20 protein-coding genes and 1 tRNA gene are annotated in these 21,414 nt (G+C 62.8%); 5 read left to right on the forward strand and 16 right to left on the reverse strand.

Annotated features, from left to right (window positions below; translation table 11 throughout):
• Positions 1-29 precede the first annotated feature (29 nt).
• The gene (locus RFER_RS01845) at positions 30-1,181 is read left to right on the forward strand and encodes a branched-chain amino acid ABC transporter substrate-binding protein (RefSeq protein ID WP_011462698.1); all 1,152 of its coding nucleotides are present in this window, start codon (positions 30-32) and stop codon (positions 1,179-1,181) included.
• A gap of 72 nt (positions 1,182-1,253) precedes the next feature.
• On the opposite strand, the gene RFER_RS01850 is transcribed toward RFER_RS01845, so the two are convergent.
• The 3 genes from RFER_RS01850 to RFER_RS01860 form a co-directional block, all read right to left on the reverse strand.
• Positions 1,254-1,329: transfer RNA gene (locus RFER_RS01850), tRNA-Ala, on the reverse strand.
• 67 nt (positions 1,330-1,396) lie between these two features.
• Positions 1,397-2,902: a CoA-acylating methylmalonate-semialdehyde dehydrogenase gene (locus RFER_RS01855; protein ID WP_011462699.1), complete on the reverse strand. Its 1,506-nt coding sequence runs from the start codon at positions 2,900-2,902 to the stop codon at positions 1,397-1,399.
• Positions 2,903-2,913: 11 nt separating this feature from the next.
• Positions 2,914-4,263: an aspartate aminotransferase family protein gene (locus tag RFER_RS01860; protein WP_011462700.1), complete on the reverse strand. Its 1,350-nt coding sequence runs from the start codon at positions 4,261-4,263 to the stop codon at positions 2,914-2,916.
• A gap of 145 nt (positions 4,264-4,408) precedes the next feature.
• On the opposite strand from RFER_RS01860, the gene RFER_RS01865 reads away from it, so the two are divergent.
• On the forward strand, positions 4,409-5,362 hold the full coding sequence (locus tag RFER_RS01865; RefSeq protein ID WP_011462701.1) for a LysR family transcriptional regulator: 954 nt from the start codon (positions 4,409-4,411) through the stop codon (positions 5,360-5,362).
• A gap of 23 nt (positions 5,363-5,385) precedes the next feature.
• Here the strand turns inward: RFER_RS01865 and RFER_RS01870 are convergent, their stop codons facing one another.
• Together RFER_RS01870 and RFER_RS01875 are read right to left on the reverse strand one after the other, a co-directional pair.
• Positions 5,386-5,760 carry a hypothetical protein gene (locus RFER_RS01870; protein WP_011462702.1) on the reverse strand — a complete coding sequence of 125 codons (375 nt, stop codon included), beginning with the start codon at positions 5,758-5,760 and terminating at the stop codon, positions 5,386-5,388.
• 106 nt (positions 5,761-5,866) lie between these two features.
• Positions 5,867-6,469 (reverse strand): hypothetical protein, encoded by a 603-nt coding sequence (locus RFER_RS01875; RefSeq protein WP_011462703.1) that lies wholly within the window; start codon positions 6,467-6,469, stop codon positions 5,867-5,869.
• 136 nt (positions 6,470-6,605) lie between these two features.
• Between RFER_RS01875 and RFER_RS01880 the strand changes: the two genes are divergently transcribed.
• On the forward strand, positions 6,606-7,871 hold the full coding sequence (locus RFER_RS01880) for an anion transporter (RefSeq protein ID WP_011462704.1): 1,266 nt from the start codon (positions 6,606-6,608) through the stop codon (positions 7,869-7,871).
• Between the two features lie 120 nt (positions 7,872-7,991).
• Here the strand turns inward: RFER_RS01880 and RFER_RS01885 are convergent, their stop codons facing one another.
• The 3 genes from RFER_RS01885 to RFER_RS01895 form a co-directional block, all read right to left on the reverse strand.
• Positions 7,992-8,645: a glycine zipper 2TM domain-containing protein gene (locus tag RFER_RS01885; protein ID WP_011462705.1), complete on the reverse strand. Its 654-nt coding sequence runs from the start codon at positions 8,643-8,645 to the stop codon at positions 7,992-7,994.
• A 121-nt stretch (positions 8,646-8,766) separates the two neighbouring features.
• Positions 8,767-11,841 (reverse strand): efflux RND transporter permease subunit, encoded by a 3,075-nt coding sequence (locus RFER_RS01890; RefSeq protein WP_011462706.1) that lies wholly within the window; start codon positions 11,839-11,841, stop codon positions 8,767-8,769.
• Positions 11,838-13,040, reverse strand: coding sequence for an efflux RND transporter periplasmic adaptor subunit (locus RFER_RS01895; RefSeq protein WP_011462707.1), 1,203 nt, complete (start codon positions 13,038-13,040; stop codon positions 11,838-11,840). The genes RFER_RS01890 and RFER_RS01895 overlap by 4 nt, the downstream gene beginning before the upstream one ends.
• 253 nt (positions 13,041-13,293) lie before the next feature.
• Here RFER_RS01895 and RFER_RS01900 point away from each other — a divergent pair, with 253 nt between their 5' ends.
• Positions 13,294-13,794, forward strand: a complete 501-nt coding sequence (locus RFER_RS01900; protein WP_011462708.1) for a hypothetical protein — start codon at positions 13,294-13,296, stop codon at positions 13,792-13,794.
• 52 nt (positions 13,795-13,846) lie between these two features.
• Positions 13,847-14,506: a nitroreductase family protein gene (locus tag RFER_RS01905; protein ID WP_011462709.1), complete on the forward strand. Its 660-nt coding sequence runs from the start codon at positions 13,847-13,849 to the stop codon at positions 14,504-14,506.
• On the opposite strand, the gene RFER_RS01910 is transcribed toward RFER_RS01905, so the two are convergent.
• The 8 genes from RFER_RS01910 to RFER_RS01945 are packed head-to-tail and all read right to left on the reverse strand — an operon-like array spanning position 14,507 to position 21,328.
• A complete protein-coding gene (locus RFER_RS01910) occupies positions 14,507-14,887 on the reverse strand; it encodes a VOC family protein (protein ID WP_011462710.1) in 381 nt (126 codons plus the stop codon).
• A gap of 10 nt (positions 14,888-14,897) precedes the next feature.
• The gene (locus RFER_RS01915) at positions 14,898-15,149 is read right to left on the reverse strand and encodes an acyl carrier protein (protein WP_011462711.1); all 252 of its coding nucleotides are present in this window, start codon (positions 15,147-15,149) and stop codon (positions 14,898-14,900) included.
• Positions 15,146-16,399: a dihydrolipoamide acetyltransferase family protein gene (locus tag RFER_RS01920; RefSeq protein WP_011462712.1), complete on the reverse strand. Its 1,254-nt coding sequence runs from the start codon at positions 16,397-16,399 to the stop codon at positions 15,146-15,148. Before RFER_RS01920 ends, RFER_RS01915 begins: the two co-directional genes overlap by 4 nt.
• The gene (locus RFER_RS01925; protein WP_011462713.1) at positions 16,396-17,385 is read right to left on the reverse strand and encodes an alpha-ketoacid dehydrogenase subunit beta; all 990 of its coding nucleotides are present in this window, start codon (positions 17,383-17,385) and stop codon (positions 16,396-16,398) included. Before RFER_RS01925 ends, RFER_RS01920 begins: the two co-directional genes overlap by 4 nt.
• Positions 17,385-18,389 carry a pyruvate dehydrogenase (acetyl-transferring) E1 component subunit alpha gene (gene pdhA, locus RFER_RS01930; RefSeq protein WP_011462714.1) on the reverse strand — a complete coding sequence of 335 codons (1,005 nt, stop codon included), beginning with the start codon at positions 18,387-18,389 and terminating at the stop codon, positions 17,385-17,387. The genes RFER_RS01925 and pdhA overlap by 1 nt, the downstream gene beginning before the upstream one ends.
• Positions 18,386-20,173, reverse strand: coding sequence for an acetate--CoA ligase (gene acsA / locus RFER_RS01935; protein ID WP_041791256.1), 1,788 nt, complete (start codon positions 20,171-20,173; stop codon positions 18,386-18,388). Before acsA ends, pdhA begins: the two co-directional genes overlap by 4 nt.
• Positions 20,174-20,214: 41 nt before the next feature.
• On the reverse strand, positions 20,215-20,667 hold the full coding sequence (locus RFER_RS01940) for a CBS domain-containing protein (RefSeq protein ID WP_011462716.1): 453 nt from the start codon (positions 20,665-20,667) through the stop codon (positions 20,215-20,217).
• A 7-nt stretch (positions 20,668-20,674) separates the two neighbouring features.
• A complete protein-coding gene (locus RFER_RS01945; protein WP_011462717.1) occupies positions 20,675-21,328 on the reverse strand; it encodes a BON domain-containing protein in 654 nt (217 codons plus the stop codon).
• Positions 21,329-21,414 lie beyond the last annotated feature (86 nt).

Raw genomic sequence — 21,414 nt, forward strand, 5'->3', positions numbered from 1 at the left:
GTCCTTATTTGAAAGCCGGATCAATAACCATGAAACTTGCCATCTCTTATCCCATGTCACTTCGCCTGACCGCCGCTGCCGCGTTGGGCCTGACGACTGCCGTGGCCTTTGCCCAGGATGTCCAGATCGTCCGCATCGCCCACGCCGGCCCAACGTCTGGCGGCATTGCCCATATTGGCAAGGACACCGAAAACGGCGTACGCCTCGCCATCGACGAGCTGAATGCGCAGGCGCTTGTGATTGGCGGCAAGAAGATCAAGTTCGAACTGGCCGCCGAGGACGACGCGGGTGACCCGCGCCAGGCCACCACGGTGGCGCAGAAGCTGTGCGACTCCCATGTGGCGGGCGTGGTGGGCCACCTGCAGTCGGGCACCACCATCCCGGCTTCCATGGTCTACAACAAGTGCGGCCTGCCGCACATCACCGCAGCCGCCACCAACCCGGACGTGACCAAGCACGGCTACCCGACGACGTTTCGTCTGATCGCGAACGACAACGCGCTGGGCGCGGCGCTGGCGTATTTTGCCCATGACGCGCTCAAGCTCAAGACGGTCGCCGTCATCGACGACCGCACGGCTTATGGCCAAGGTCTGGCCGATGTGTTCAAGGCCACGGCCCAGCAAAAGGGCATGCGGATCGTGGCCGAGGAGTTCACCAACGACAAGGCGACCGACTTCATGGCCATCCTGACGGCCATCAAAAGCAAAAAACCCGACGCTATCTTCTACGGCGGCCTCGACGCCCAGGCCGGCCCGATGCTGCGCCAGATGGAACAGCTTGGCATGAGTAATGTCAGATATTTCGGCGGTGACGCCCTGTGCACCGAAAAACTGCCGGAGCTGTCAAGCAAGGCGGGCACATTGAAGAACGTGACCTGCGCCACCGGCGGAGCATCGGTGCAAAAGATGCAGGGCGGCGCTGCCTGGAAGAAGAAGTACGACGCCCGCTTCCCCGGCCAGTTCCAGATCTACAGCCCTTACGCCTACGATGCCACCTTCGTCCTGGCGGACGCCATGAAGCGTGCCAACTCGGTGGACCCCAAGGTCTATGTGCCTTTTATTGGCAAGACCCACTACAAGGGCGTGACAGCCAACATCGCGTTCACGTCCAAAGGCGAGCTGACGCAGCCGAGCGTCACGCTCTACACCTACAAGGACGACGTGCGCGCCGCGCTGAACTGACCGTCTGCGACCCTGCAGGCAATAAAAAAGGACTTGGCATTTCTGCCGAGTCCTTGATTGAAATTTAAGGGATGGTGGACCGAAGGAGGATCGAACTCCTGACCTCTGCATTGCGAACGCAGCGCTCTCCCATCTGAGCTACCGGCCCCACGATAAATCGTTTCAGGCGCACAGCTTAACCTATTTTTGACGGCGCGCGTCTGAGCGCCGCCGCACTAGCGATTGGTCGGAAAACTGAAGACCGCCCCCTCACGCACCCCCGCTGAGGGCCAACGCTGGGTGATGGTCTTGCGCTTGGTGTAGAAGCGCACGGCATCCGGCCCGTAAGCTGACAGGTCACCAAACAAGGAGCGCTTCCAGCCGCCAAACGAGTGATACGCCACCGGCACCGGCAGCGGCACGTTGACGCCGACCATGCCGACCAGAATGTGGTCACTGAAGTAGCGGGCCGCTTCGCCGTCGCGGGTAAAGATGCAGGTGCCGTTGCCGTATTCGTGGGCGTTGATCAGGTCCATGCCTTCCTGCAAGGTCTTGACGCGCACGACACCCAGTACCGGGCCAAAGATCTCCTCTTGGTAAATCTTCATGCCAGGCTTGACGTGGTCAAACAGGCAAGCGCCCATGAAGTAGCCGCTCTCATGGCCTGCTACCTGGACATTGCGGCCATCCACCACCAGCGTGGCGCCCTCCTGGACACCCTGGTCCACAAAACCCTTGACCTTGTCAAGGTGCGCTTTGGTGACCAGCGGGCCCATGTCATTGGCGCTATCGGTGCCGGGACCCACTTTCATTTTGGCGATCTCGGCTTTCAGGCCCGCCAGCACCGCGTCGGCGGTGGCATCGCCCACGGCGACGACCAGCGGAATCGCCATGCAGCGCTCGCCGCACGAGCCGTAAGCCGCGCCCATCAAGGCGTTCACGGCATTGGCGATGTCAGCGTCGGGCATCACCACCGCGTGGTTCTTGGCGCCGCCCAGGGCTTGCACGCGTTTGCCGTGGGCACAACCGGTGGCATAGATGTACTCGGCAATCGGGGTCGAGCCGACAAAGCTGATGGCCTGCACGCGCTTGTCGGTCAAGAGCGCATCCACAGCTTCCTTGTCGCCGTTGACCACATTGAGCACGCCCGGTGGCAGGCCGGCCTGCAGCGCCAGTTCGGCCACCAACAAGGCACTTGAGGGGTCGCGCTCGGACGGTTTGAGCACAAAGGTGTTGCCGCAGGCAATCGCCATCGGCCACATCCACAGCGGCACCATGACGGGAAAGTTGAACGGGGTGATGCCGGCGGTGACGCCCAGCGGCTGGAATTCGCTCCACGAGTCCATCGACGGACCCACATTCTTGCTGTGTTCGCCTTTGAGCAGCTCCGGCGCATAAGAGGCGTATTCGACGTTTTCAATGCCGCGTTGCAACTCGCCCATGGAGTCGCTCAGCACCTTGCCGTGCTCGGCGGTGAGCAGGGCGCAGAGTCGCTCGGCGTTGTCTTCCAGCAGTGTTTTGAGCTTGCTCATGACGCGGGCACGCTTGAGCGGCGGCGTCGCGCGCCAGGCCGGGTAAGCGGCGTGGGCACTGGCAATGGCTTGCTCGACCGTGTGTTTGTCGGCCAGCAGCACGCGTTTTTCAGCCTGACCGGTGGCGGGGTTGAAAACGTCAACCGAGCGAGTGCCACCCGCGACCAGCTGGCCGTCGATCAGGTGTTGGATTAGAGGAAGTTCATTCATAAGAGGCGGTTTCAAGCAGTTTGGTTGATGGTTTCGCCCAGCGCATTGACCAGGCTGTCAATCTGGGCTGGGGTCGAGATGAAAGGCGGGGCCAGTTGAATGGTGTCGCCGCCGTAGCGCACATAAAATCCCTTCTTCAGCATCGCCATGGCAATCTCGAACGGTCGCTTGGCGGGCTCGCCCGGCAAAGCATCGATGGTGAAGCCTGCGGCCAGCCCGTAGTTGCGGATGTCGGTGATGTGCCTGACACCTTTGAGGCTGTGCACCGCGTTCTCGAAATGGGGCGCCAATGCCTTGACCCGGTCGATCATGTTTTCTTTCACCAGAATATCCAGTGTTGCCAGCGCGGCTGCGCACGTCACCGGGTGCGCCGAGTAGGTGTAGCCGTGGGCAAACTCCAGCATGTAGTCGGGCCCGCCCGCCGCCATGAAGGTGTCGTAGATTTCCTTTTTGGCCAGCACCGCGCCGATCGGTTGCGCGCCGTTGCTGATCTGCTTGGCCAGATTCATGATGTCAGGCGTCACACCAAAGGCTTCGGCGCCGGTGTAAGCGCCAGCGCGGCCAAAGCCGGTGATCACTTCATCAAAAATCAGCAGAATGTTGTTGGCGGTGCAGATCTCGCGCAGGCGCTGCAAATAACCTTTGGGCGGAATGATGACGCCAGCCGAGCCCGAGAACGGTTCGACGATCACGGCGGCAATGTTGCTGGCGTCGTGCAGCGCGATCAGGTTCAGCAGGTCATCGGCCAATTCGGCGCCCTTGTCCGGCATGCCGCGTGAGAACGCATTGCCGGCCAACTGGGTGTGGGGCAGATGATCGGCTTCGATGCCCTGACCAAACATCTTGCGCACGCCACCGATGCCACCGACCGAAACGCCGCCGAAGTTGACACCGTGGTAGCCTTTTTCGCGCCCGATCAGGCGCGTCTTGGTGGCCTGACCTTTGGCACGCCAGTAGGCACGCGCCATTTTGAGCGAGGTGTCGGCCGACTCGGAGCCCGATCCGGTAAAAAACACATAGTCCAGCCCGGCCGGGGTCAACTCCTTGAGCTTGTTGGCGAGTGCAAACGACAGCGGATGACCAAACTGGAAGGCGGGTGAGTAGTCCATCGTCGCCATCTGTTGGGTCACCGCTTCGGTGATCTCGTTGCGCCCGTGTCCCAGGCCGCAGCACCACAGACCCGAGAGTCCGTCAAAAATCTGCTTGCCATGGCTGTCGGTGTAATAGCAGCCTTTGGCGCTGGCCATCATGCGCGGGTTGGCCTTGAATTCACGGTTGCCGCTAAAAGGCATCCAGTGGGCATCGAGCCAGGCCGCATCAAGGCGGGGGGTGGCCAGGGTTTGAACGTCGTTCATCTTCATGGTGTTTCCTGGTGAGCGGGACAGTGCTTGCGGCAGGGGCGCCAGAATCTGTCCCGCCAAGTTTTGGAAGAAGCGGTAGTTGGCGATTCTGAACCGCTCTGTTACTCTTGTAATTGTCTAAGTATCACTACCAAGTGGGTAATCTATGCAAGTAAAGAGCCGGGCCGCGCTGGGCCAGTTGAGTGATATGGACATTCGCCTGTTGCGCGTGTTCAAAAGTGTGGCCGAGTGCGGCGGCATGGCTGCGGCCGAGCTGGATCTCAACATCGGCGTCTCGACGGTGAGCCGCCATATCAAGGACCTGGAAACCCGCCTCGGGCTCACCCTGTGTCGGCGCGGCCGGGCCGGCTTTGCGCTGACTGCGGAGGGCGAACAAATCTATGCCGAGACGCTGCGTCTGCTGGCCGGGGTGGACGCTTTTCGCAGCCGCGTGGACGAAATCCACCAGCGCATGGGCGGCGAGCTGCATATTGCGGTATTTGACAAGACGGCCAGCAACCCCGCAGCGCATATCAGTTCAGCCATCGCGCGCTTTGCCGAGCAGGCGCCCGATGTAAGTCTGCACCTGCATGTGGCGCCGCTCAACACAATTGAGCGTGGCGTGCTCGATGGACAGTTCCAGGTCGGTGTTATTCCGGGGCACCGCAGCTCAGATACGCTGACGTATGACGAGCTGTTTACCGAGACCATGTTTTTGTACTGCGGCGCGCAACATGCCCTGTTCCCGGACGGTCAAGCCGTGCAGGAGCCCGCTGACTGGGACGCGCTGCGCAAGCATGCCTTTGCCGGTCTGGGCTACCACTCGCCCAACATGGAAATCAGCCAGCGGGTGCACCTGGTGCGCAAGGCCACCGGCTACGACCAGGAGTCCATCGCCACGCTCATTCTGTCCGGCAATTACCTGGGGTTTCTGCCGGATCATTACGCTGACGGCTTTGTGCGCAACGGGCAGATGCGCGCGGTCAAGCCCGCCTTGTTTCGCTACAGCTGCAGCTTTTTCAGCATCGTGCGCGCCTCACCGCAGCCGTCGCGCGTGAGTCGCGCGTTTCGGGACTGCTTGCTGGCGGCGCACCGGGGCGTCAGCGCTGGCGCGGGCTGACCAGGCCAGATGGAAAGCAAAATCTAGTATGCCGCCTGACGTCCAAGCAGCTTGCCGTGCGGCAGCGTCGCCAACCGCGTGAACATGCGCCGACAGTAGCCTTCGACACGCAGGCATTTGTTGATCTCATCGACCGGCAGCGGGCCGGAGACCACCACGATGTCGTTGGCGCTGTCAAGTGAGCCGGCGGCGCGCAGCCGCCGCCGCGCCGTGGTTGCCCAGGAATGAATTCGCGCCGGGTTGCCATGCTCGTGCAGCGCGCCAGTGCTGGCGTCAAATGCGATGGCCACGGTGTCTGTACTGAGTCGCAGCCGGTGCTCGCCGGTGACCTTGCTTGCCGGGCTGCTGAGGTCGTACAAGTGGTAGTTGCCCCCTTTGAGTTGGTACTGCAATGTCATCGGATCTCCTGGAATCTGGTGGTTTTTGGCGATTATGGGCCTGCCAGCGGGTCAGCCATCGCGGAAAAAGGGCCCTAAAGCAGGCTTGTTTGACGGCAGCAGCCCGTCATGTGCGCTCGGGCGGCTGTTTGTCGCCCAGTCTGACGCGGAATTGTTCCAGCTTGGCCTCGTAGTCTTGCGCCTCGCCGTAGGCCAGAAAGCGGGCATAGCGTGAATGGGCGCCCAGCATCTTGCGCGCGTGTTTGATCGGACAGAAATACTCTTCCGTGCGCCCGATGATCTCGCTGACATAGGCGATCAGGCCGTTGCCATAGGCGCAGTAGGTGCAATGAAACTTCTCAATGAAGTTGAGGTAGCCCAGCTGCTGGCGGTCGAACACGATGTAGTCGCTACGGCGGACCTTGGTGATGCCGTAGATCGGAAAACAGGTGGCTTGGTAAAAGCTCACACACAGGTCCAGCATGACTATCGGCACGATCATGCTGTAGATGATGGGCCCGGTGATCAGGTTTTGCGGCCGGTTTGTCACCAGCCAACGGAAAAAGCTGGTTTTGAGCTGGCGATGGGCCTGGCGGATGGCGGCCTCGAACTCGACCCGCTTGCCCTTGATCTGGTACAGGGCGCTGGCCTCCTGCGCCTGCACCTCACGCCGCAAATCGTCTTCAAGCGTGCTCATCTGGTCGAGTAACTGGCGGATTTTTTCGTTCATGGTCCAAGCATTGGAACATCAACGCAGCTTGGCCTCATGGACAATCCGGGTTTAACCTAATGAATGTACTGCGTATCGTGCTGCTCACTATGACGTTGACTCTCAACCCGCTTCATTCGCCTGACTGGGCTGGATCATGATGCTCGGCCACGGCGCGCCTGATTGGGGTGTGGTCGCGATCTTTGTCACGGTCTACCTCGGCATGATTCTGGGTGGCCTGCCGCGCCTGAAGCTCGACCGCTCGGGTGTGGCCTTGCTGGGGGCGATTGGCGTCATCGGCCTGGAGGTGATGACTACCGGGCAGGCCGCGCAAGCGGTGGACTGGCCGACCATTGTGCTGCTGTTTTCTTTTATGGTGCTGTCGGCGCAGATGCGCTTGGGCGGCTTTTACACGACGGTGACGCACCGGGTGGCCGCCCTGCCGCTCGGACGCGGTGGCCTGCTGGCCGCGCTGATTGCCGTGGCGGCGGCGCTGTCGGCCGTGTTTTCCAATGACATCGTGTGTTTGGCCATGACCCCGGTGGTGGCGCGCCTGTGCCTGCAGCGGCGTCTGGACCCGGTGCCGTTTTTGCTGGGCCTGGCCTGCGCCGCCAATATCGGCTCCGCCGCGACGCTGATCGGCAACCCCCAAAACATGTTGATCGGCTCGGTGCTGCAGCTGCCGTTCGGCGCCTACGTGCGCCAGGCCTTGCCGCCGGTCCTCATGAGCCTGGCGGTGCTGTGGGTCTGGTTGGTGTGGGGGCCGCAGGCGCGGGTGGCAAGTTTGCCCCGGCTGAAGCTGCCCCCGGACTTGGCCGCAGAACTGCGCGCAGGGGAACCGTTTGATGCGTGGCAATCCATCAAGGGCCTGGTTGTTGCCGCGGCGCTGCTGCTGGTTTTTCTGTTCACCGACTGGCCGCGTGAGGTCGCGGCTCTGGTCGGCGCCGGTGTGCTGCTGCTGAGTCGGCGCTTTCATTCCTCACGCGTCATGGGGCTGGTTGACTGGGATGTGCTGGTGCTGTTCATGGGCCTGTTCGTGGTCAACCATGCGTTCGAATCCACCGGTCTGGCGGCGCAAGCGGTCACCTGGCTGGGTGCGCAAGGCGTGCACCTGGCTGACCCCGGCCCCCTGGTCGTGGCCGGGGTGGGTTTGTCGAATCTGCTGTCGAATGTGCCGGCCGTCATGCTGTTGCTGCCCCACCTCAAGGGCGTGGAGGCTGGCGTCACCCTGGCGCTGGTGAGCACCCTGGCGGGCAATCTGCTGCTGGTCGGCTCGATTGCCAACCTGATCGTGGTCGACCTGGCGCAACGCAGTGGCGTCATCATCGACTGGAGGGCTCATGCCCGGGTTGGCATTCCGGTGACGCTGATGACGCTGGCGATTGTCTGGCTCTGGCTGTCGGGAATGTTGACCGTCGGATAGGTTTTTCAAGCAGTCCAGCGCGCCTTCGCGCATGGCAACTTGGATGCTATATTTATTATAGCTAATAACGCTTATTTGACGGTGGCTACAGACCAATTTGGCATAAATTTCCTGCTGACCTCAGCGCCAGTGCCGCCGACCGCCATAACCGCCGCGGTAGCCAAAATCAAACTCGATCCCCACCGGTGGGTAATAGGGCCGGGCGTAATACCCGGGATAGGCGGGTGGCATGAGCACCACATTGGCAGGCGGACCATAGGATGGCTGGACATAGCTGGTCGCATTGGCAGGTTCCTGCCATGGGGTGCCTGCGCCGACGGGTGTAATTTGCAGTTCAATGGTCGGCCCCGGGTCGTTCGGCATTTGGACAGAATACTGTTTACCGCCAAATTCATACACCACGTTGTAGGCCACTGGCCGGTTCTCAAAAAAGGTCTGCATTGCACAACGCTGCACGTTCTGAATTTCTGCTGCCGGCGCCCCTTCAATCCGGTCGCCCAGGACGGCGCCACCGACAATGCCGAGCATGGTGGCAGCTGCCTTGCCGCCGCCCCCACCCACGGCGTTCCCCATAGCGCCCCCGGCAATGGCGCCCATGACGGCGCCGGCGCCTGATTTGGCGGGCTGGACCGCCACCTGCTCGGTGCTGCACACCTGACGCGGGATGCCGACCTGTTGCATGACGGGTGTGGCGGAAATGACATGGCCCACCTCCTGCGCCAGACTCAGCCCACTGCTGACCATGGCTGCAGACAATAAAAGTAGTTTCTTCATGATGTTCGTTTTGTCGTTGTCTGATCAAGGTAAATCACAAACGATTGGAATGCATTTCCTGGTTGAAGTTCCATTGAGAGGCGGCAACGCCTGCTTGCCTTTGCCGGCGCGCCCTCTGGCCTCAGGATTCTGCTGTGAGCACGGGTCCCGTGCCGCTAAAACGATCCAGCGCGAGGTAGATCACCGGCGTGATAAAGAGCGTGATGGCTTGTGAGAACACCAGCCCGCCCACGACCGCCAGGCCCAGCGGCTGACGCAACTCGGCCCCGGCGCCAAGGCCCAGGGCAATCGGCAGCGCGCCCATCAGGGCCGCCATGGTGGTCATCATGATGGGGCGAAAACGCAGGATGCAGGCCTCCCGAATCGCCTGCGCCGCCGCCATACCCTGATGGCGCTGCGCGTCAAGGGCAAAGTCGATCATCATGATGGCGTTTTTCTTCACAATCCCCACCAGCATCACGATCCCTATGGTGGCAATCAAGGTCAGGTCTTGTCCAAACAGCATCAAGGTGACCAAGGCCCCGACGGCCGCCGAGGGCAAACCGGCAATGATCGTGATCGGATGGATATAACTCTCATAGAGCACCCCCAGCAACACGTAGATGACCAGCAAGGCGGCAATGATCAACACCAACTGGCTGCCTTGTGAGCTCTTGAAAACCGCGGCGTCGCCACCGTAGCTGGTGATGATGGACGAGGGCATCTGGATCGCCGCGCGGGCAGCATCAATTTTTGCCGTGGCAGCCCCCAGCGCCGCACCGGGCGCCAGATTGAAAGACACCGTGACGGCCTGCAACTGACCCACATGGTTGATGGCGGTCGGCCCCAAGGTGCGCTCGACCGTGGTGAAGTTGGAGATCGGCACCAAGGCGCCGGTGTTCGAGCGCACGTAAATGCCGCCCAGCGCACGCTCGTCTTCCTTGGCGTCGGCTTGCACCTCCATGATCACCTGGTAGCTGTCGGTGGGCAGGTAAATGGTGGAGACCTGGCGCTCCCCAAATGCGCTGTACAGCGCGGTGCGGATGCCATCGATTGAAACGCCGAGCTTGTTGGCGCTGTCGCGGTCAATCTTGAGCTGCGCCTGCAAGCCACGCAACTGCGCGTCGCTCGTCACATCGCGAAATAAGGGGTCAGCGCTCAGACTGTCTTGCAGCTTGCTGGCCCAGCTATTGAGTTCATCGGCCCGGACGCTCTGCAAAACGTATTGGTACTGCGCCTTGCTGGGGCGCCCCCCGAGTTGCAGGTTCTGAACCGGACGCATGAAGACGCTGATGCCGGCCAGCTCGCGCAGCTTGCGGCGCAAGCCTTCAACCACTTTTTTCATGGTCTGGCGTTGGTTGCTTGGTTTCAATGCGATAAACATGCGCCCCGTGTTCTGCGCACCAGAGCCGCCATTGAAGGAGCTCACAGCGGCCACGTTGGGGTCCAAGCGGATGATGGCTGCGGCTTGCTCCTGCAAACGCACCATCTCGGGGAACGAGGTGTCTTCAGACGCCTCGGTGGAAACCTGAATTTGCCCGATGTCTTCTTCCGGAAAGAAGCCCTTGGGAATGATGTTGGCGAGCCACACTGTGCCCACCAGTGTCGCCAGTGCCAGCAGCAGCACGAGGGTTCGGTGGCCCAGCGCGATGTCAAGCAGGCGGGTGTAGCCGGCCAGCAGACGATCAAAGCCACGCGCAAACGAGCGCACCACGGCACCGGGTGGCTTCTTGTGCGCCTCGCCGGTCAAAAAACGGCTGGCCAGCATCGGTACCAGGGTGAGCGACACAAAGGCCGAGACGATGATCGCCAATCCGACCACCACGGCAAATTCATGAAACAAAAGGCCGATCACGCCGGGCATGAAGAAGATAGGAATAAACACCGCGATCAGGGAGGTGGAGATTGAAATAATCGTGAACCCGACTTCACGCGCGCCCTTCAGCGCGGCTGGAAAGGGCGCCTCGCCGTTCTCGACGTGACGCATGATGTTTTCCAGCACCACAATCGCATCGTCCACCACCAGACCCACCGCCAGCGTCAGGCCCAGCAACGAGATGTTGTCGAGGCTATAAGAAAAGCCCCACAGCAGCGCCACCGCGCCCACCAACGACACCGGCAGCGACAGCATCGGGATCATGGTCGCCACAAAGCGGCGCAAAAAGAGAAAAATCACCAGCACCACCAGCGCAATCGTGCCCAGCAGCGTGAGGGACACGTCATGCAAGGCCTCGCGCACAGAAACCGAGCGATCCAAAAAGGGCACCAATTTGACCGATTGCGGCATCTGGCTCTGCAAATTTGGCAAGGCCTGCCGAATGGCGTCCACCACGCGCACCGTGTTGGCGCCGGGTTGGCGCTGTACCGCCAGCGTGATCGAGTTTTCTCCGTTGAAGGTGGCCCAGCTCTTGAGCGTTTCCAGAGAGTCTTCCACTTGCGCCACCTCTTTGAGTCGCACCGGATTGCCGCCCCGGTTACTGACAATCAGATCGGCAAAATCAGCCGCATTCTGGAGTTGCCGATTGGCCTGCAGCATCAATGTCTGGCGCGGGCCGTCGAGTGTGCCAACGGGGGTATTCACATTGGCGGCGCGCAAGGCGGTACTCAATTCATCGAGCCCGATGTTGCGCACTGCCAGCGCCTCGGGGTGCACGCTCACGCGCACGGCGTAGCGTTTGGAGCCAAAGACGTTGACCTGCGCGACACCATCGATGGTGGACAAGGTGGGTGAGATCAAATGCTCGGCAAAATCCTGCAGGTCGGACGGGGCCAGCGAGGGCGAGGTCATGGAAATCAACAGCACCGGCGCATCGGCCGGATTGACCTTGCGGTAGGACGGCGTTGCCGTCATGTCCTGCGGCAGCGAACGCTGCGCACGTAAGAGCGCGGCCTGCACATCAACCGCTGCCGCATCCACATTGCGGCCCTCGTCAAACTCCAGCGTCAGCGAGGTGCGCCCCAGCGTGCTGGTCGAACTGATGGTTTTGAGCCCCGGCACGGTCTGAAACTGCTTTTCCAGCGGCAACGCCACCGAGCTGGCCATGGTTTCGGGATTGGCCCCAGGCAAAGCCGCAAATACATTGATCACCGGCGTGTCGTAGCTGGGCAATGCCGCCACCGGGATGCTCCGGAAACCGATCACCCCGGCCAACACGATGGCCAGATTGAGCAGCACCGTCATCACCGGGCGGCGGATAAAAAGTTCGGAAAAATTCATGATGCAGTCGGGCGCTGTTGGCTCGCCGCCGCACCGCCCGCCGGCCCCGATGCGCCTCCCGCGGGCGCGCGCGCCTGCTCAAGCACCGGTGAGTTGGGGCGCAGATTCTGTTTGCCATCGAGCACAATCGACTCGCCCGCCTTGACCCCGGTGACGGCGGCGTCATCGCCTTGGGCCAGGACAACCCGTACCGGGCGCAGGACGGCCTTGCCAGCCTCCACCACATAAACCATCGTGCCACGAGCGTTCGGAATGATGGTCGCTTGCGGTATCACGATTGCGTCCTTGAGGGTGTTGACGGTCTGTGAGATGTCAACAAAAGCGCCCGGCCACAACTTGCCCTGCGGGTTGGCAAAAACAGCCTTCACTTTGACCGAGCCGGAACTGGAATCGATGGCGTTATCCACAAAATTCAGATGCCCTATGAAGCTGGCACCCCCATCCGCAATCGTCGCTTTCACCGCCGCACCCCCATTCTTCAGAGCCGACAGGGTATCTGCGAGCGTGCGCTGGGGCAGATTGAAGCCCACCGCAATCGGGTCAAGCTGGGTGATGGTGACCAGGCTGGTCAGGTTGGCTTGCACCACGCTGCCCTGGGAGACATTGACTGCGCCGGCCCGCCCCGCGTTGGGCGCGCTGATGCGGGCGTAGGAGACCGCCACTCGGGCCGCCTCGATGGCGGCCTGATCAGCCACCACTGACGCCGCCATGGAGTCCAGCTGCGCTTGTGCGGTATCGACAGCGCCTTGTGAAATAAAGTTTTGTGAATACAGCTGTTGGGCACGTGCCAGCTGGCGCTGGGCATCCGCGCGAAGCGCGCTGTCTTTGGCCAGCTGAGCGCGGGCTTTGGCCAGGTTTGCTTCATCGGTGCGCGAATCCAGTGTGAACAGCAGCTCTCCTGCTTTGACAAATTGCCCGTCCTGGATATGAATCTTGCTCACAACGCTGGTGACCTGGGATTTGATGTCCACGCTGGCCAAGGCCATGACGGTGCCGGTGGCGCTGTACAGCACTGGCAGATCCCGCTGTTGGGCGCGCACGGTGGTGATGGTGACCGCGGGCAAAGCGGCCGCCGAAGGCTTGGCTGGCGCACTGCTGGAGGCCGCCGGCGCTGGCGCGTCGGTCTTGGCAGTGCAGCCGCCCAAACCGAGTGCCAACAGGCCACCGGTCAGGGTCAAAAAAAAGTGTCTGGCGTTCATGCTGGTTATCACGGCTGGGCTTTGCTGAGGGGGTCGATTATCGGAGCGTCATGATAAGGCTTGCCAAACATCCTTCACTGGCTGGCCTCTTTTCAAGTCACTGGTGCGCGGTATGGTTGCTTGGTTTGAGAAAAAACAAGGCGTCAGGAGGCATCTTGCCTAGACTGGGGTCACGCGGGGTGGCTGGGCCGCCTGCGTGTCCGGACCCTGTCGGCAGGCAGGAAATCGGCCAAACTTGCTTTTGGAGTGACCCATGAAAATCACGCGAATATTTGCGGCACTGCCGGTGCTCCTGCTGGCTTTGGTCGCCTGTACCACCACCGGGTCTGGCGGCGGTCAGTTGGCGGGCCCCGGCGCGCAGGAGGAACCCGTTGCGTTCAGTTGGACCAGCACGGACGGCGGCATGTCGGGCGCAATGACCGCGGCGCTGCCCAACGCGAGCTACCAGGGCCGGTTCTTTCAAATCACCCAGCAGACGCGGGGTGAAGTGTTGACACCCTTGTGGACACACTGGAACCGCGGCTGGTACGACTGGCCGTACTGGAGCGGTCCGGAATTTCAGCCGTACCCGGCCACCCAGTTCATCACCTTTTACTCCGGCAAGGTGGTGGCGACCCTGGAGTCGCCGGGCAACCAGCGCATGCGTTGTCGCTTTCACCTGGTTGAGCCCGTCCGCGGCATGTCCGGTGGTGGCGAAGGACAGTGCCAGCTCTCTGATGGCCGGCTGGTGCGGGCGACTTTCCCGGGGAAATAGCGGTGACGCGCCCGCGACGGGCGCAAGCCAATGATGAGGCGATGAGAAAAGAATGAACACATTGACCAAGATGGCGCTCGGCCTGATCGGGCAACTCAAACCCCAGCCTGCCGACGGCGACGCGGCCAGCACCACCTACCTGCCGGCGGCCAACACCACGGGCGGATTGCCGCTGATGCAGGCGCTGGCGCAACGGCAGTCGCAACGCGAGTTCGACCCCGCACCGCTGCCGCTGCAAATGCTGTCCGATCTGCTGTGGGCGGCTGCCGGCATCAACCGTTCCGAGTTGGCGGGTCGCACCGCGCCCAGCGCCATGAATGCCCAGGAAGTGGATGTCTACGTGGCCTTGCCCGAAGGCCTGTACCGCTACGCCGCGCCGACCCAGACGCTGCATCTGGTGCGCGCCACCGATGTGCGCCGTGTCACCGGCTACCAGGATTTTGTCGACACGGCGCCGCTCGACCTGGTGCTGGTGGCCGACCACGCGCGCATGAAGCTGGTGCCCGCGGCGCAGCGCGAGGCCTTTGCCTTTGCCGCCGCCGGTGCCATGGCGCAAAACGTCTACCTGTATTGCGCCTCAGCCGGCCTGGCCACCGTCATTCGCGCCTGGCTGGATCGCGACGCGCTAGCGCAGGCGATGGGGCTGAATAACGACCAGCAGGTTTTGCTGTCGCAGACGGTGGGGCGCCCCAAGACCGTGGCCACAGCGTAGCTACTTCGCGTTTTCGTCGGCTTGAATAAGCCCAAAGAAAAGGCCGCCGGGTTCAGCACAAGTGGCATACCAGCCAACGCCCGGGATCGGCATCTTTGCTTCGACGATGCGCCCGCCATTTGCCTGCACCAGGGACGTCACGACATCCAGGTTCGGGACAGGCACGGTGACCTGGGTCAATGGATTCCCGCCGCTAAGCGGCGTGTCTTTGATGCGGCCGATCCCGCCGTCGATGCCGGGCTCGCCTTCAGGACCGGCCTGGATGCGGTAGTACTCATAGGGCATAGGGAAACGCTCGAAGCGCCAGCCCAGGACCTTCTCAAAAAATACCCGGGCCCGAGCGAGATCGCGGACCGTGAGATCGAAGTAGGTGGGTTTCATGGATGGGACTTCATTTCAGTCTGGCTTGCAGGTAGTTCACCACGTCATTGAGACAAACCAGCCCCGCGTAGTCTGATTCCGGGATGCTCACCCCGAAGCGTTCATGCAGGCTCAGCAGAAAGTTGAGCCAGTCCATCGAATCCAGATCCACCTGCTGGCGCAAGGGGCGCTCGGGCGTCAGTGTCCCGGGCTCCACTTCCGGCGCGATGGCGCGCAGCAGTGTCAGCACGGTTGCCATCAGTGCGGCTCGGTCGGTGCTCATGTCGTATCTCCCGGCTGGATTGGGTTTGGCTTGGTGGCGTCAGCCAGTGTCTGCGGCTGCTGCAACAGCTCACGCAGCTCCGCCAGAAACAAGGCGCCACGGTGCCCGTCCGAAGCGCGGTGATCGGCGGCCAGCGTCGCGCACAGCAGGGGCAGCGCGTGCACTTTGCCGCCCTCAACCCAGGGGCGAACGGCAATGCCGCCCAAGCCCACCAGGGCCACCTGCGGCGGGTAGATGACGCCGAACACCGATTGCACACTCTGCTCGCCCAGGTTGGTAATGGTGATGGTGGGGTCCATCATCTCGGAGCTGCGCAGCGAACCGGCGCGTGCACGTTTGACCAGATCCGCCAGCTCTCGCATCAACTGCGCCAGTGGCTTGGCGCCGACGTCATGCAGTGCCGGCGCCACCAGCCCGCCGCCGCGCAGCGAAATCGCCACGCCTGCATGCACGGCCACGCTGGGTTCAAACTGTCCATCGCGGTAAAAACCGTTGAGTTCCGGCGTGCGTTGCAGGGCCGCGGCCACCGCCTTGAGTAAGAGCGCAGCGGTGAGGATGCGTTCGGTCATCGGCAAGCCTTCATTGCGCTGGCGCAGCCAGTCCAGGGCCCGGGTCATCGGGATCGTCTCGGACAGGTAGTAGTGCGGAATCTCGCGCTTGGAGCGGCTCATGGCGGCTGCAATCGCCTTGCGCATGGCCTTCTGACGATCGCTTGCCAGCGCCGGGGAAGGGGCTGCGCCTGGCGCCGGTGCCGCGTGCGCCGCCGCCTCGATGTCAGCCAGCGTGACCGATCCCTGCGCACCGGTGCCGGGCACGGTGTCGGGGTCCATGCCAAGCTCCTTCGCACGCCGGCGCGCGGCAGGCGAAGCAGGATGGCGTGTGGTCGCCGGGAGCTGGTCGGGCTCCAGCGCGCGCTGCGTGGCAGGCGCCGGCCTGGCCACCGGCGCGGCGGCTGCGGCCGCCCGCGGTTCAGGTGCCGCAGCGCTGGCCGCAGCAGGTGCTGCCGCCACCTCCCCCGGTGCCAGCAGCGTCGCCAGCACCGTGTCCACCGGCACCTTCTCGCCGACCGCCACCCGCAACTCGTGCACCACACCGTCATGCCAGATTTCGACATCCACCGCCGCCTTGGAGGTGTCCACCACGGCCACCACCTGGCCGCGTTTGACCACATCGCCCGGCTTGATATGCCACTCCAGCAGTGTGCCTTCGTCCATGTCGGCGCCCAGTGAGGGCAGTTTGAATTCGATCATGCTGCGGCGCCCATCACCGCTTGCACCGCCGCCACGATTTTCGGCACCTGCGGCAGCGCCGCCTCTTCCAGGTGCCGGGCATACGGAATCGGCACCTCCTCGCTGCACACGCGCGCCGGCGGCGCGTCCAGGTCAAAAAAAGCCTGCTCGCTGATGCGTGCCATCACCTCGGCCGCCAGGCTGCCGGAGCGCCAGCCCTCATCCACCACGACTGCGCGGCGGCACCTGCGCACCGAAGCCATTACGGTGGCGTCATCAAGCGGGCGCAGCACCCGCAGGTCGATCACCTCGGCAGAAATCCCAAGACTGGCGAGTTCGTCAGCGGCCTGCAGGGCCTTGGGCAGACAGCCGCCATAAGTGATCAGGCTGATATCCGAACCCGTGCGGCGCACGCGGGCGCCGGCAATGTCCACCGCCGCCGACTCATCGTCGGGTAGTTCGCCCTCGCTGTTGTAGAGCTGCGCGTGCTCGAAGATCAGCACCGGGTCGGGGTCGGCCAGGGCGGCCTGCAGCATGCCGCGCGCATCCTCCACCGTGGCCGGCGCCAACACGCGCAGGCCCGGCACATGCGCGTACCAGCACTCAAAGCTGTTCGAGTGCTGGGCCGCCACCTGACGCCCGGCACCGGTGGCCATGCGGATCACCAGGGGCACCGAGAACTGTCCGCCCGACATGTGGTGCAACATGGCCGCGCTGTTGACGATGGGGTCGAGCGCCAGCAGGCTGAAGTTGACCGTCATGATTTCCACGATCGGGCGCATGCCGCCCAGTGCGGCGCCAATACCGGCGCCGACGAAGCCGAGTTCCGACAGTGGCGTGTCACGGATGCGCTCGGGGCCGAACTCCTCCAGCAGGCCCTTGGACACGGCATAGGTGCCGCCGTAGCAACCCACGTCCTCGCCCATCAGGAAAACGCGCGGGTCCGACTGCAGCGCCGCGCGCAGCGCCTCCCTCAGCGCGTCCCGGTAGCTGATGCGCCGCCCCATCACGCGGCTCCCGCAGGCGTATGCACGTCGCGCAACAAATCTTCCACCGGCTCCCAGTTGGAGCCTTCAGCAAAAGCCACGGCCGCCTCCACCTCGGCCTGCGCGCTAGCGTCGAGCGCCAGAAATTCGTCTTCCGAGAGAATCCCCTGCAATTTGAGGCGGGCGGTAAAGGTGTGGACCGGCCCGCGCGTCTTCCAGGCCTCAATCTCCTGCTTGGCGCGGTACAAGTCGGGGTCGAACATGGAGTGCGCGCGAAAGCGGTAAGTGCGCAACTCCACAAACATGGGTGCGCTGGCCTCACGCACCTTCTGCGCGGCAAAGCGCACCGCCTCATGCACGGCCACCACATCCATGCCATCGACCGTCATGACCTCCATGCCATAGGACGCGGCCTTCAAGCACAGATCGGTCTGGGACTCGGAGCGCGCCAGCGCCGTGCCCATGGCATAAAGGTTGTTTTCGCAGCAAAACAGCACCGGTAGCCGCCACAGGGCGGCCAGGTTCATGGCCTCGTGAAACGCACCCTCGGCCACCGCACCTTCACCAAAGAAGCAGGCCGTCAGTGCCCGGCGTTTTAACAATTTGTCCGCCAGCGCCAAACCGGTTGCCAGAGGCAGGCCACCGCCGACAATGGCCTGGCCGCCAAAGAAGTGATGGGCCCGGTCAAACAGGTGCATGGAGCCACCGCGCCCGCGAGAGCAACCGTCCTGTCTGCCAAACATCTCGGCCATGATGGTGTCCATCTTGAGGCCGTGTAAGAGCGCGTGGCCGTGTTCGCGGTATGTGGCCACCACCTTGTCATCAGCGCTCAAAGCACGCAGGGCGCCGGCGGCCACTGCTTCTTCCCCGATGTACAGATGTAAAAAGCCGCGTATCTTTTGCTGGCCGTACAGTTCGGCCGCACGCTCTTCCATGCGGCGGATGCGCAGCATGTCAGACAGCAAGGACAAGGCAAACGGCTTGTCCCATGGCACCGGGCCACTGGGCGGGGCCGGCACTTTCATTTTGTCCATGCGCCACCCTCCAGGGTCGAGGTGTCGCCCTCGGGCAGCCCGAGTTCACGCGCCTTGAGCAGGCGGCGCATGATCTTGCCGCTGCGCGTGCGCGGCAGCGTGGGCAAAAAGACGATCTCCTTGGGTGCCACGGCGGCACCGAGCCGTCGGCGCGCGTGGGCCGAGATGTCCAGGCGCAAGGTCTCGCCGGCCTGGTAGCCGTCCTTGAGCGAGACAAACGCCTTGACCACCTCACCGACCACCGGATCGGGCTTGCCGATGACGCCGGCCTCGGCCACCGCCGGGTGCTCCATCAGCACGCTCTCGACCTCGAACGGCCCGATCAGGTGCCCGGCTGACTTGATGACGTCATCGGCACGGCCGACGAACCAGTAATAGCCATCGGCATCGCGCTTGGCCAGATCGCCGGTCAGGTACAGCTCACCGGCGAAACACTTGCGGTAACGGGCCTCGTTGTTGAGGTAGGCACGAAACATGGACGGCCAGCCGCGTTTCAGCGCGAGTTCGCCTTCGACATTGGCCTCCTCAATGACGCGCACCCGCGCCGGCTCACCCTCGGCTTCCAGGTGCTCGACGATGCAGGCGTCAATGCCGGGCAAGGGGCGGCCCATGGAGCCGGGTTTGATGTCGAAGGCCGGGGTGTTGGCGATCATGATGCCGCCGGTCTCGGTCTGCCACCAGTTGTCGTGAATCGGCAAGCCCAGCGCCTCCTGGCCCCACCAGACCGCCTCCGGGTTCAGCGGTTCACCGACGCTGGCGATAAAGCGCAGGTCTGGATGGCTGTGGCGCTGCGCCAGCTCGGTGCCGGCTTTCATCAACATGCGAATCGCGGTCGGCGCGGTGTACCAGACGCTGATGCGCTCCTGTTCCAGCAGCGTGTACCAGCGCTCGGCATCAAATTCCTCGCGATCAATCAGCGAGGTGACGCCCTGCAGCAGGGGCGCGATGATGCCGTAGGAGGTGCCGGTGACCCAGCCGGGATCAGCCGTGCACCAGTAGCGATCCTGCGGGTGTAAATCAAGCGCGTAGCGACCGGTGGCAAAGTGGGTCACCACGGCCTCGTGCACATGCAGCGCGCCTTTGGGTGTGCCGGTGGTGCCACTGGTGAAATGCAACAGGGCAGGGTCGTCCGGCTGCGTCTCGACGGTGCTGAAGGTGTCAGAAGCCGACGCCATCAGCGTGCCAAGATCCAGTGTGTCCGGCTCATTGGTGATGCCACCGTCCTCGGCCACCAGCAGCACGTGCACAAGGGTGGGCGTTTGCGCCCGAATTTGCTTCACCTTGCGTTGGTAGAGTGCGTCGGTGGTCACCAGCACCCGGCCCGCGCCAAGCTGGATGCGGGCGGCGATTGGCTCCGGGCCAAAGGCGGAAAACAGCGGGGTCACCACGCTGCCATTCTTCAGCGCGCCCAGCACCGCAACGTACAGTTCGGGAATACGTCCGGCCAGCACAAACAGGTGATCGCCCTTGCCCACGCCCAGACTGCGCAAGACGTTGGCAAAGCGATTCGTTTGCTGGGCCAACTCAAAGTAGCGCAAGTCCAGTGGAGGTGCGTTGCGCGCGACAAAACGCAGTGCGACGTGATCGCGCAGGGCGCCCGCGGCCTGGCGGTCCACGGCCTCGAAGCCAAGGTTCAGGCCACCGCCGGGCAGGCCCTGCAAGGCGTGCCGGGCATCAGCCCACACGTCAACGCGCCGTCCAGCCTCGTAATCCACCCAATTGGGTGACAGGCGCAAGTCCGATGCAACCTTGTGAATGACGACGGGTCTTTCCATGCGCCTGCCTTGACTGAGCATGCCGGGGCGATCCGTTCCGGCTAGTCACGCTCGTTGATTTCCCGGTCACGGGCCCCGGCCAGTCCGGCGGCCAGATTCGCCAGCTCACGCGCCAGCAGCTCCAGCACGTCTTCCATCGTGACGATACCCACCAGGCGGCCTTTGTCGTCTGTGATCACCAGGCGGCGCAATCGATGCGTTTTCATCAGTTGCACGGCATCCATCGCGTCCATTTCGGGGGTGGCCAGCACCAGATCGACGGACATGATGTCGCCCGCCGTAAAAACCGCCGGGTCCAAGCCTTCGGCCATCAACTCAAGCACCAGGTCGCGATCAGTCACGATGCCGATTGGACGCGTCTTTTCATGGGTGTCGACCACAACCAAAGCGCCAATGTGGTGTTTGCGCATGAGTTGCGCCACCAGCAGCGTGGGGGTCTCAGGCTCCACGACGGCGACCATCGAGGTCGCGAAGTCCTTCAGTTGGCTGGCCATGGCGGCGCTAGGCCTCGATCGTCAACTGGTTGTTGACGCGGCTCACACCGGGCGCCGACCAGGTCGCGCCTTCGGCCGCATTGCGTTCGGCCCAAGAGTGGACGTGTCCACGCAGGGTCGCCACGCTGCCATCCATCGATATCTCGATCCGTTTGGCTTCACGCTGCGCTTGGCGGGTCAGGGCATCCTGAATCCGGGCGGACAAGTTGGCGGGAACGGGCAGGGCCTTGAGTCGAATGTTGTCAACGATGCCGACCACCCCTTTGAGCGGGCGTGTCATACGCTCCACCGCACGGCGTTGAAAATTCCAGTCCAGCTCGCCACTCAGGGTCACCCAGCCTTTTTCCACTGTCACCTTGACCCGGTCTTGTGGCACTGACGTGTTCCAGCTCAGCGCATGTTCCACGGCGGCGGCAATTTCAGTATCGCTGCGCTGGTGAATGCCGGCCGGGATGACGTCGAGTTCCACCGCAATCGCCTTGACACCGCTGACACGCTCAACCGCCCGTTTGGCCGCCACTTTTTCGGCATAGGTGTCGAGGTGCCCGGTCAAGGTCACCACGCCGTCAGTGACCGAAACACCCACGCGAGCTTCGGGAATGAGGGGGTCCCACAACATTTCTGCCAGCACGTCCTTTTTCAATTCCGAATCTGTTTTCATGGCATCTCCTGGTGAGTAATTCAACGAGACAAATAATCCTCGTATCAGAATAACCAGGGCCTGCCGCACCACGTTGAGAAAAATCA

Origin of the sequence: Rhodoferax ferrireducens T118 (genome assembly GCF_000013605.1) — a bacterium.
Lineage (GTDB): Bacteria > Pseudomonadota > Gammaproteobacteria > Burkholderiales > Burkholderiaceae_C > Rhodoferax > Rhodoferax ferrireducens.

Bases quoted from the DNA above. Each gene is read 5' to 3' on its own strand.
- RFER_RS01845 (WP_011462698.1), top strand. From the start codon at position 30: ATGAAACTTGCCATCTCTTATCCCATGTCACTTCGCCTGACCGCCGCT.
- RFER_RS01855 (WP_011462699.1), bottom strand. From the start codon at position 2,902: ATGAATGAACTTCCTCTAATCCAACACCTGATCGACGGCCAGCTGGTC.
- RFER_RS01860 (WP_011462700.1), bottom strand. From the start codon at position 4,263: ATGAAGATGAACGACGTTCAAACCCTGGCCACCCCCCGCCTTGATGCG.
- RFER_RS01865 (WP_011462701.1), top strand. From the start codon at position 4,409: ATGCAAGTAAAGAGCCGGGCCGCGCTGGGCCAGTTGAGTGATATGGAC.
- RFER_RS01870 (WP_011462702.1), bottom strand. From the start codon at position 5,760: ATGACATTGCAGTACCAACTCAAAGGGGGCAACTACCACTTGTACGAC.
- RFER_RS01875 (WP_011462703.1), bottom strand. From the start codon at position 6,469: ATGAACGAAAAAATCCGCCAGTTACTCGACCAGATGAGCACGCTTGAA.
- RFER_RS01880 (WP_011462704.1), top strand. From the start codon at position 6,606: ATGATGCTCGGCCACGGCGCGCCTGATTGGGGTGTGGTCGCGATCTTT.
- RFER_RS01885 (WP_011462705.1), bottom strand. From the start codon at position 8,645: ATGAAGAAACTACTTTTATTGTCTGCAGCCATGGTCAGCAGTGGGCTG.
- RFER_RS01890 (WP_011462706.1), bottom strand. From the start codon at position 11,841: ATGAATTTTTCCGAACTTTTTATCCGCCGCCCGGTGATGACGGTGCTG.
- RFER_RS01895 (WP_011462707.1), bottom strand. From the start codon at position 13,040: ATGAACGCCAGACACTTTTTTTTGACCCTGACCGGTGGCCTGTTGGCA.
- RFER_RS01900 (WP_011462708.1), top strand. From the start codon at position 13,294: ATGAAAATCACGCGAATATTTGCGGCACTGCCGGTGCTCCTGCTGGCT.
- RFER_RS01905 (WP_011462709.1), top strand. From the start codon at position 13,847: ATGAACACATTGACCAAGATGGCGCTCGGCCTGATCGGGCAACTCAAA.
- RFER_RS01910 (WP_011462710.1), bottom strand. From the start codon at position 14,887: ATGAAACCCACCTACTTCGATCTCACGGTCCGCGATCTCGCTCGGGCC.
- RFER_RS01915 (WP_011462711.1), bottom strand. From the start codon at position 15,149: ATGAGCACCGACCGAGCCGCACTGATGGCAACCGTGCTGACACTGCTG.
- RFER_RS01920 (WP_011462712.1), bottom strand. From the start codon at position 16,399: ATGATCGAATTCAAACTGCCCTCACTGGGCGCCGACATGGACGAAGGC.
- RFER_RS01925 (WP_011462713.1), bottom strand. From the start codon at position 17,385: ATGGGGCGGCGCATCAGCTACCGGGACGCGCTGAGGGAGGCGCTGCGC.
- pdhA (WP_011462714.1), bottom strand. From the start codon at position 18,389: ATGAAAGTGCCGGCCCCGCCCAGTGGCCCGGTGCCATGGGACAAGCCG.
- acsA (WP_041791256.1), bottom strand. From the start codon at position 20,173: ATGGAAAGACCCGTCGTCATTCACAAGGTTGCATCGGACTTGCGCCTG.
- RFER_RS01940 (WP_011462716.1), bottom strand. From the start codon at position 20,667: ATGGCCAGCCAACTGAAGGACTTCGCGACCTCGATGGTCGCCGTCGTG.
- RFER_RS01945 (WP_011462717.1), bottom strand. From the start codon at position 21,328: ATGAAAACAGATTCGGAATTGAAAAAGGACGTGCTGGCAGAAATGTTG.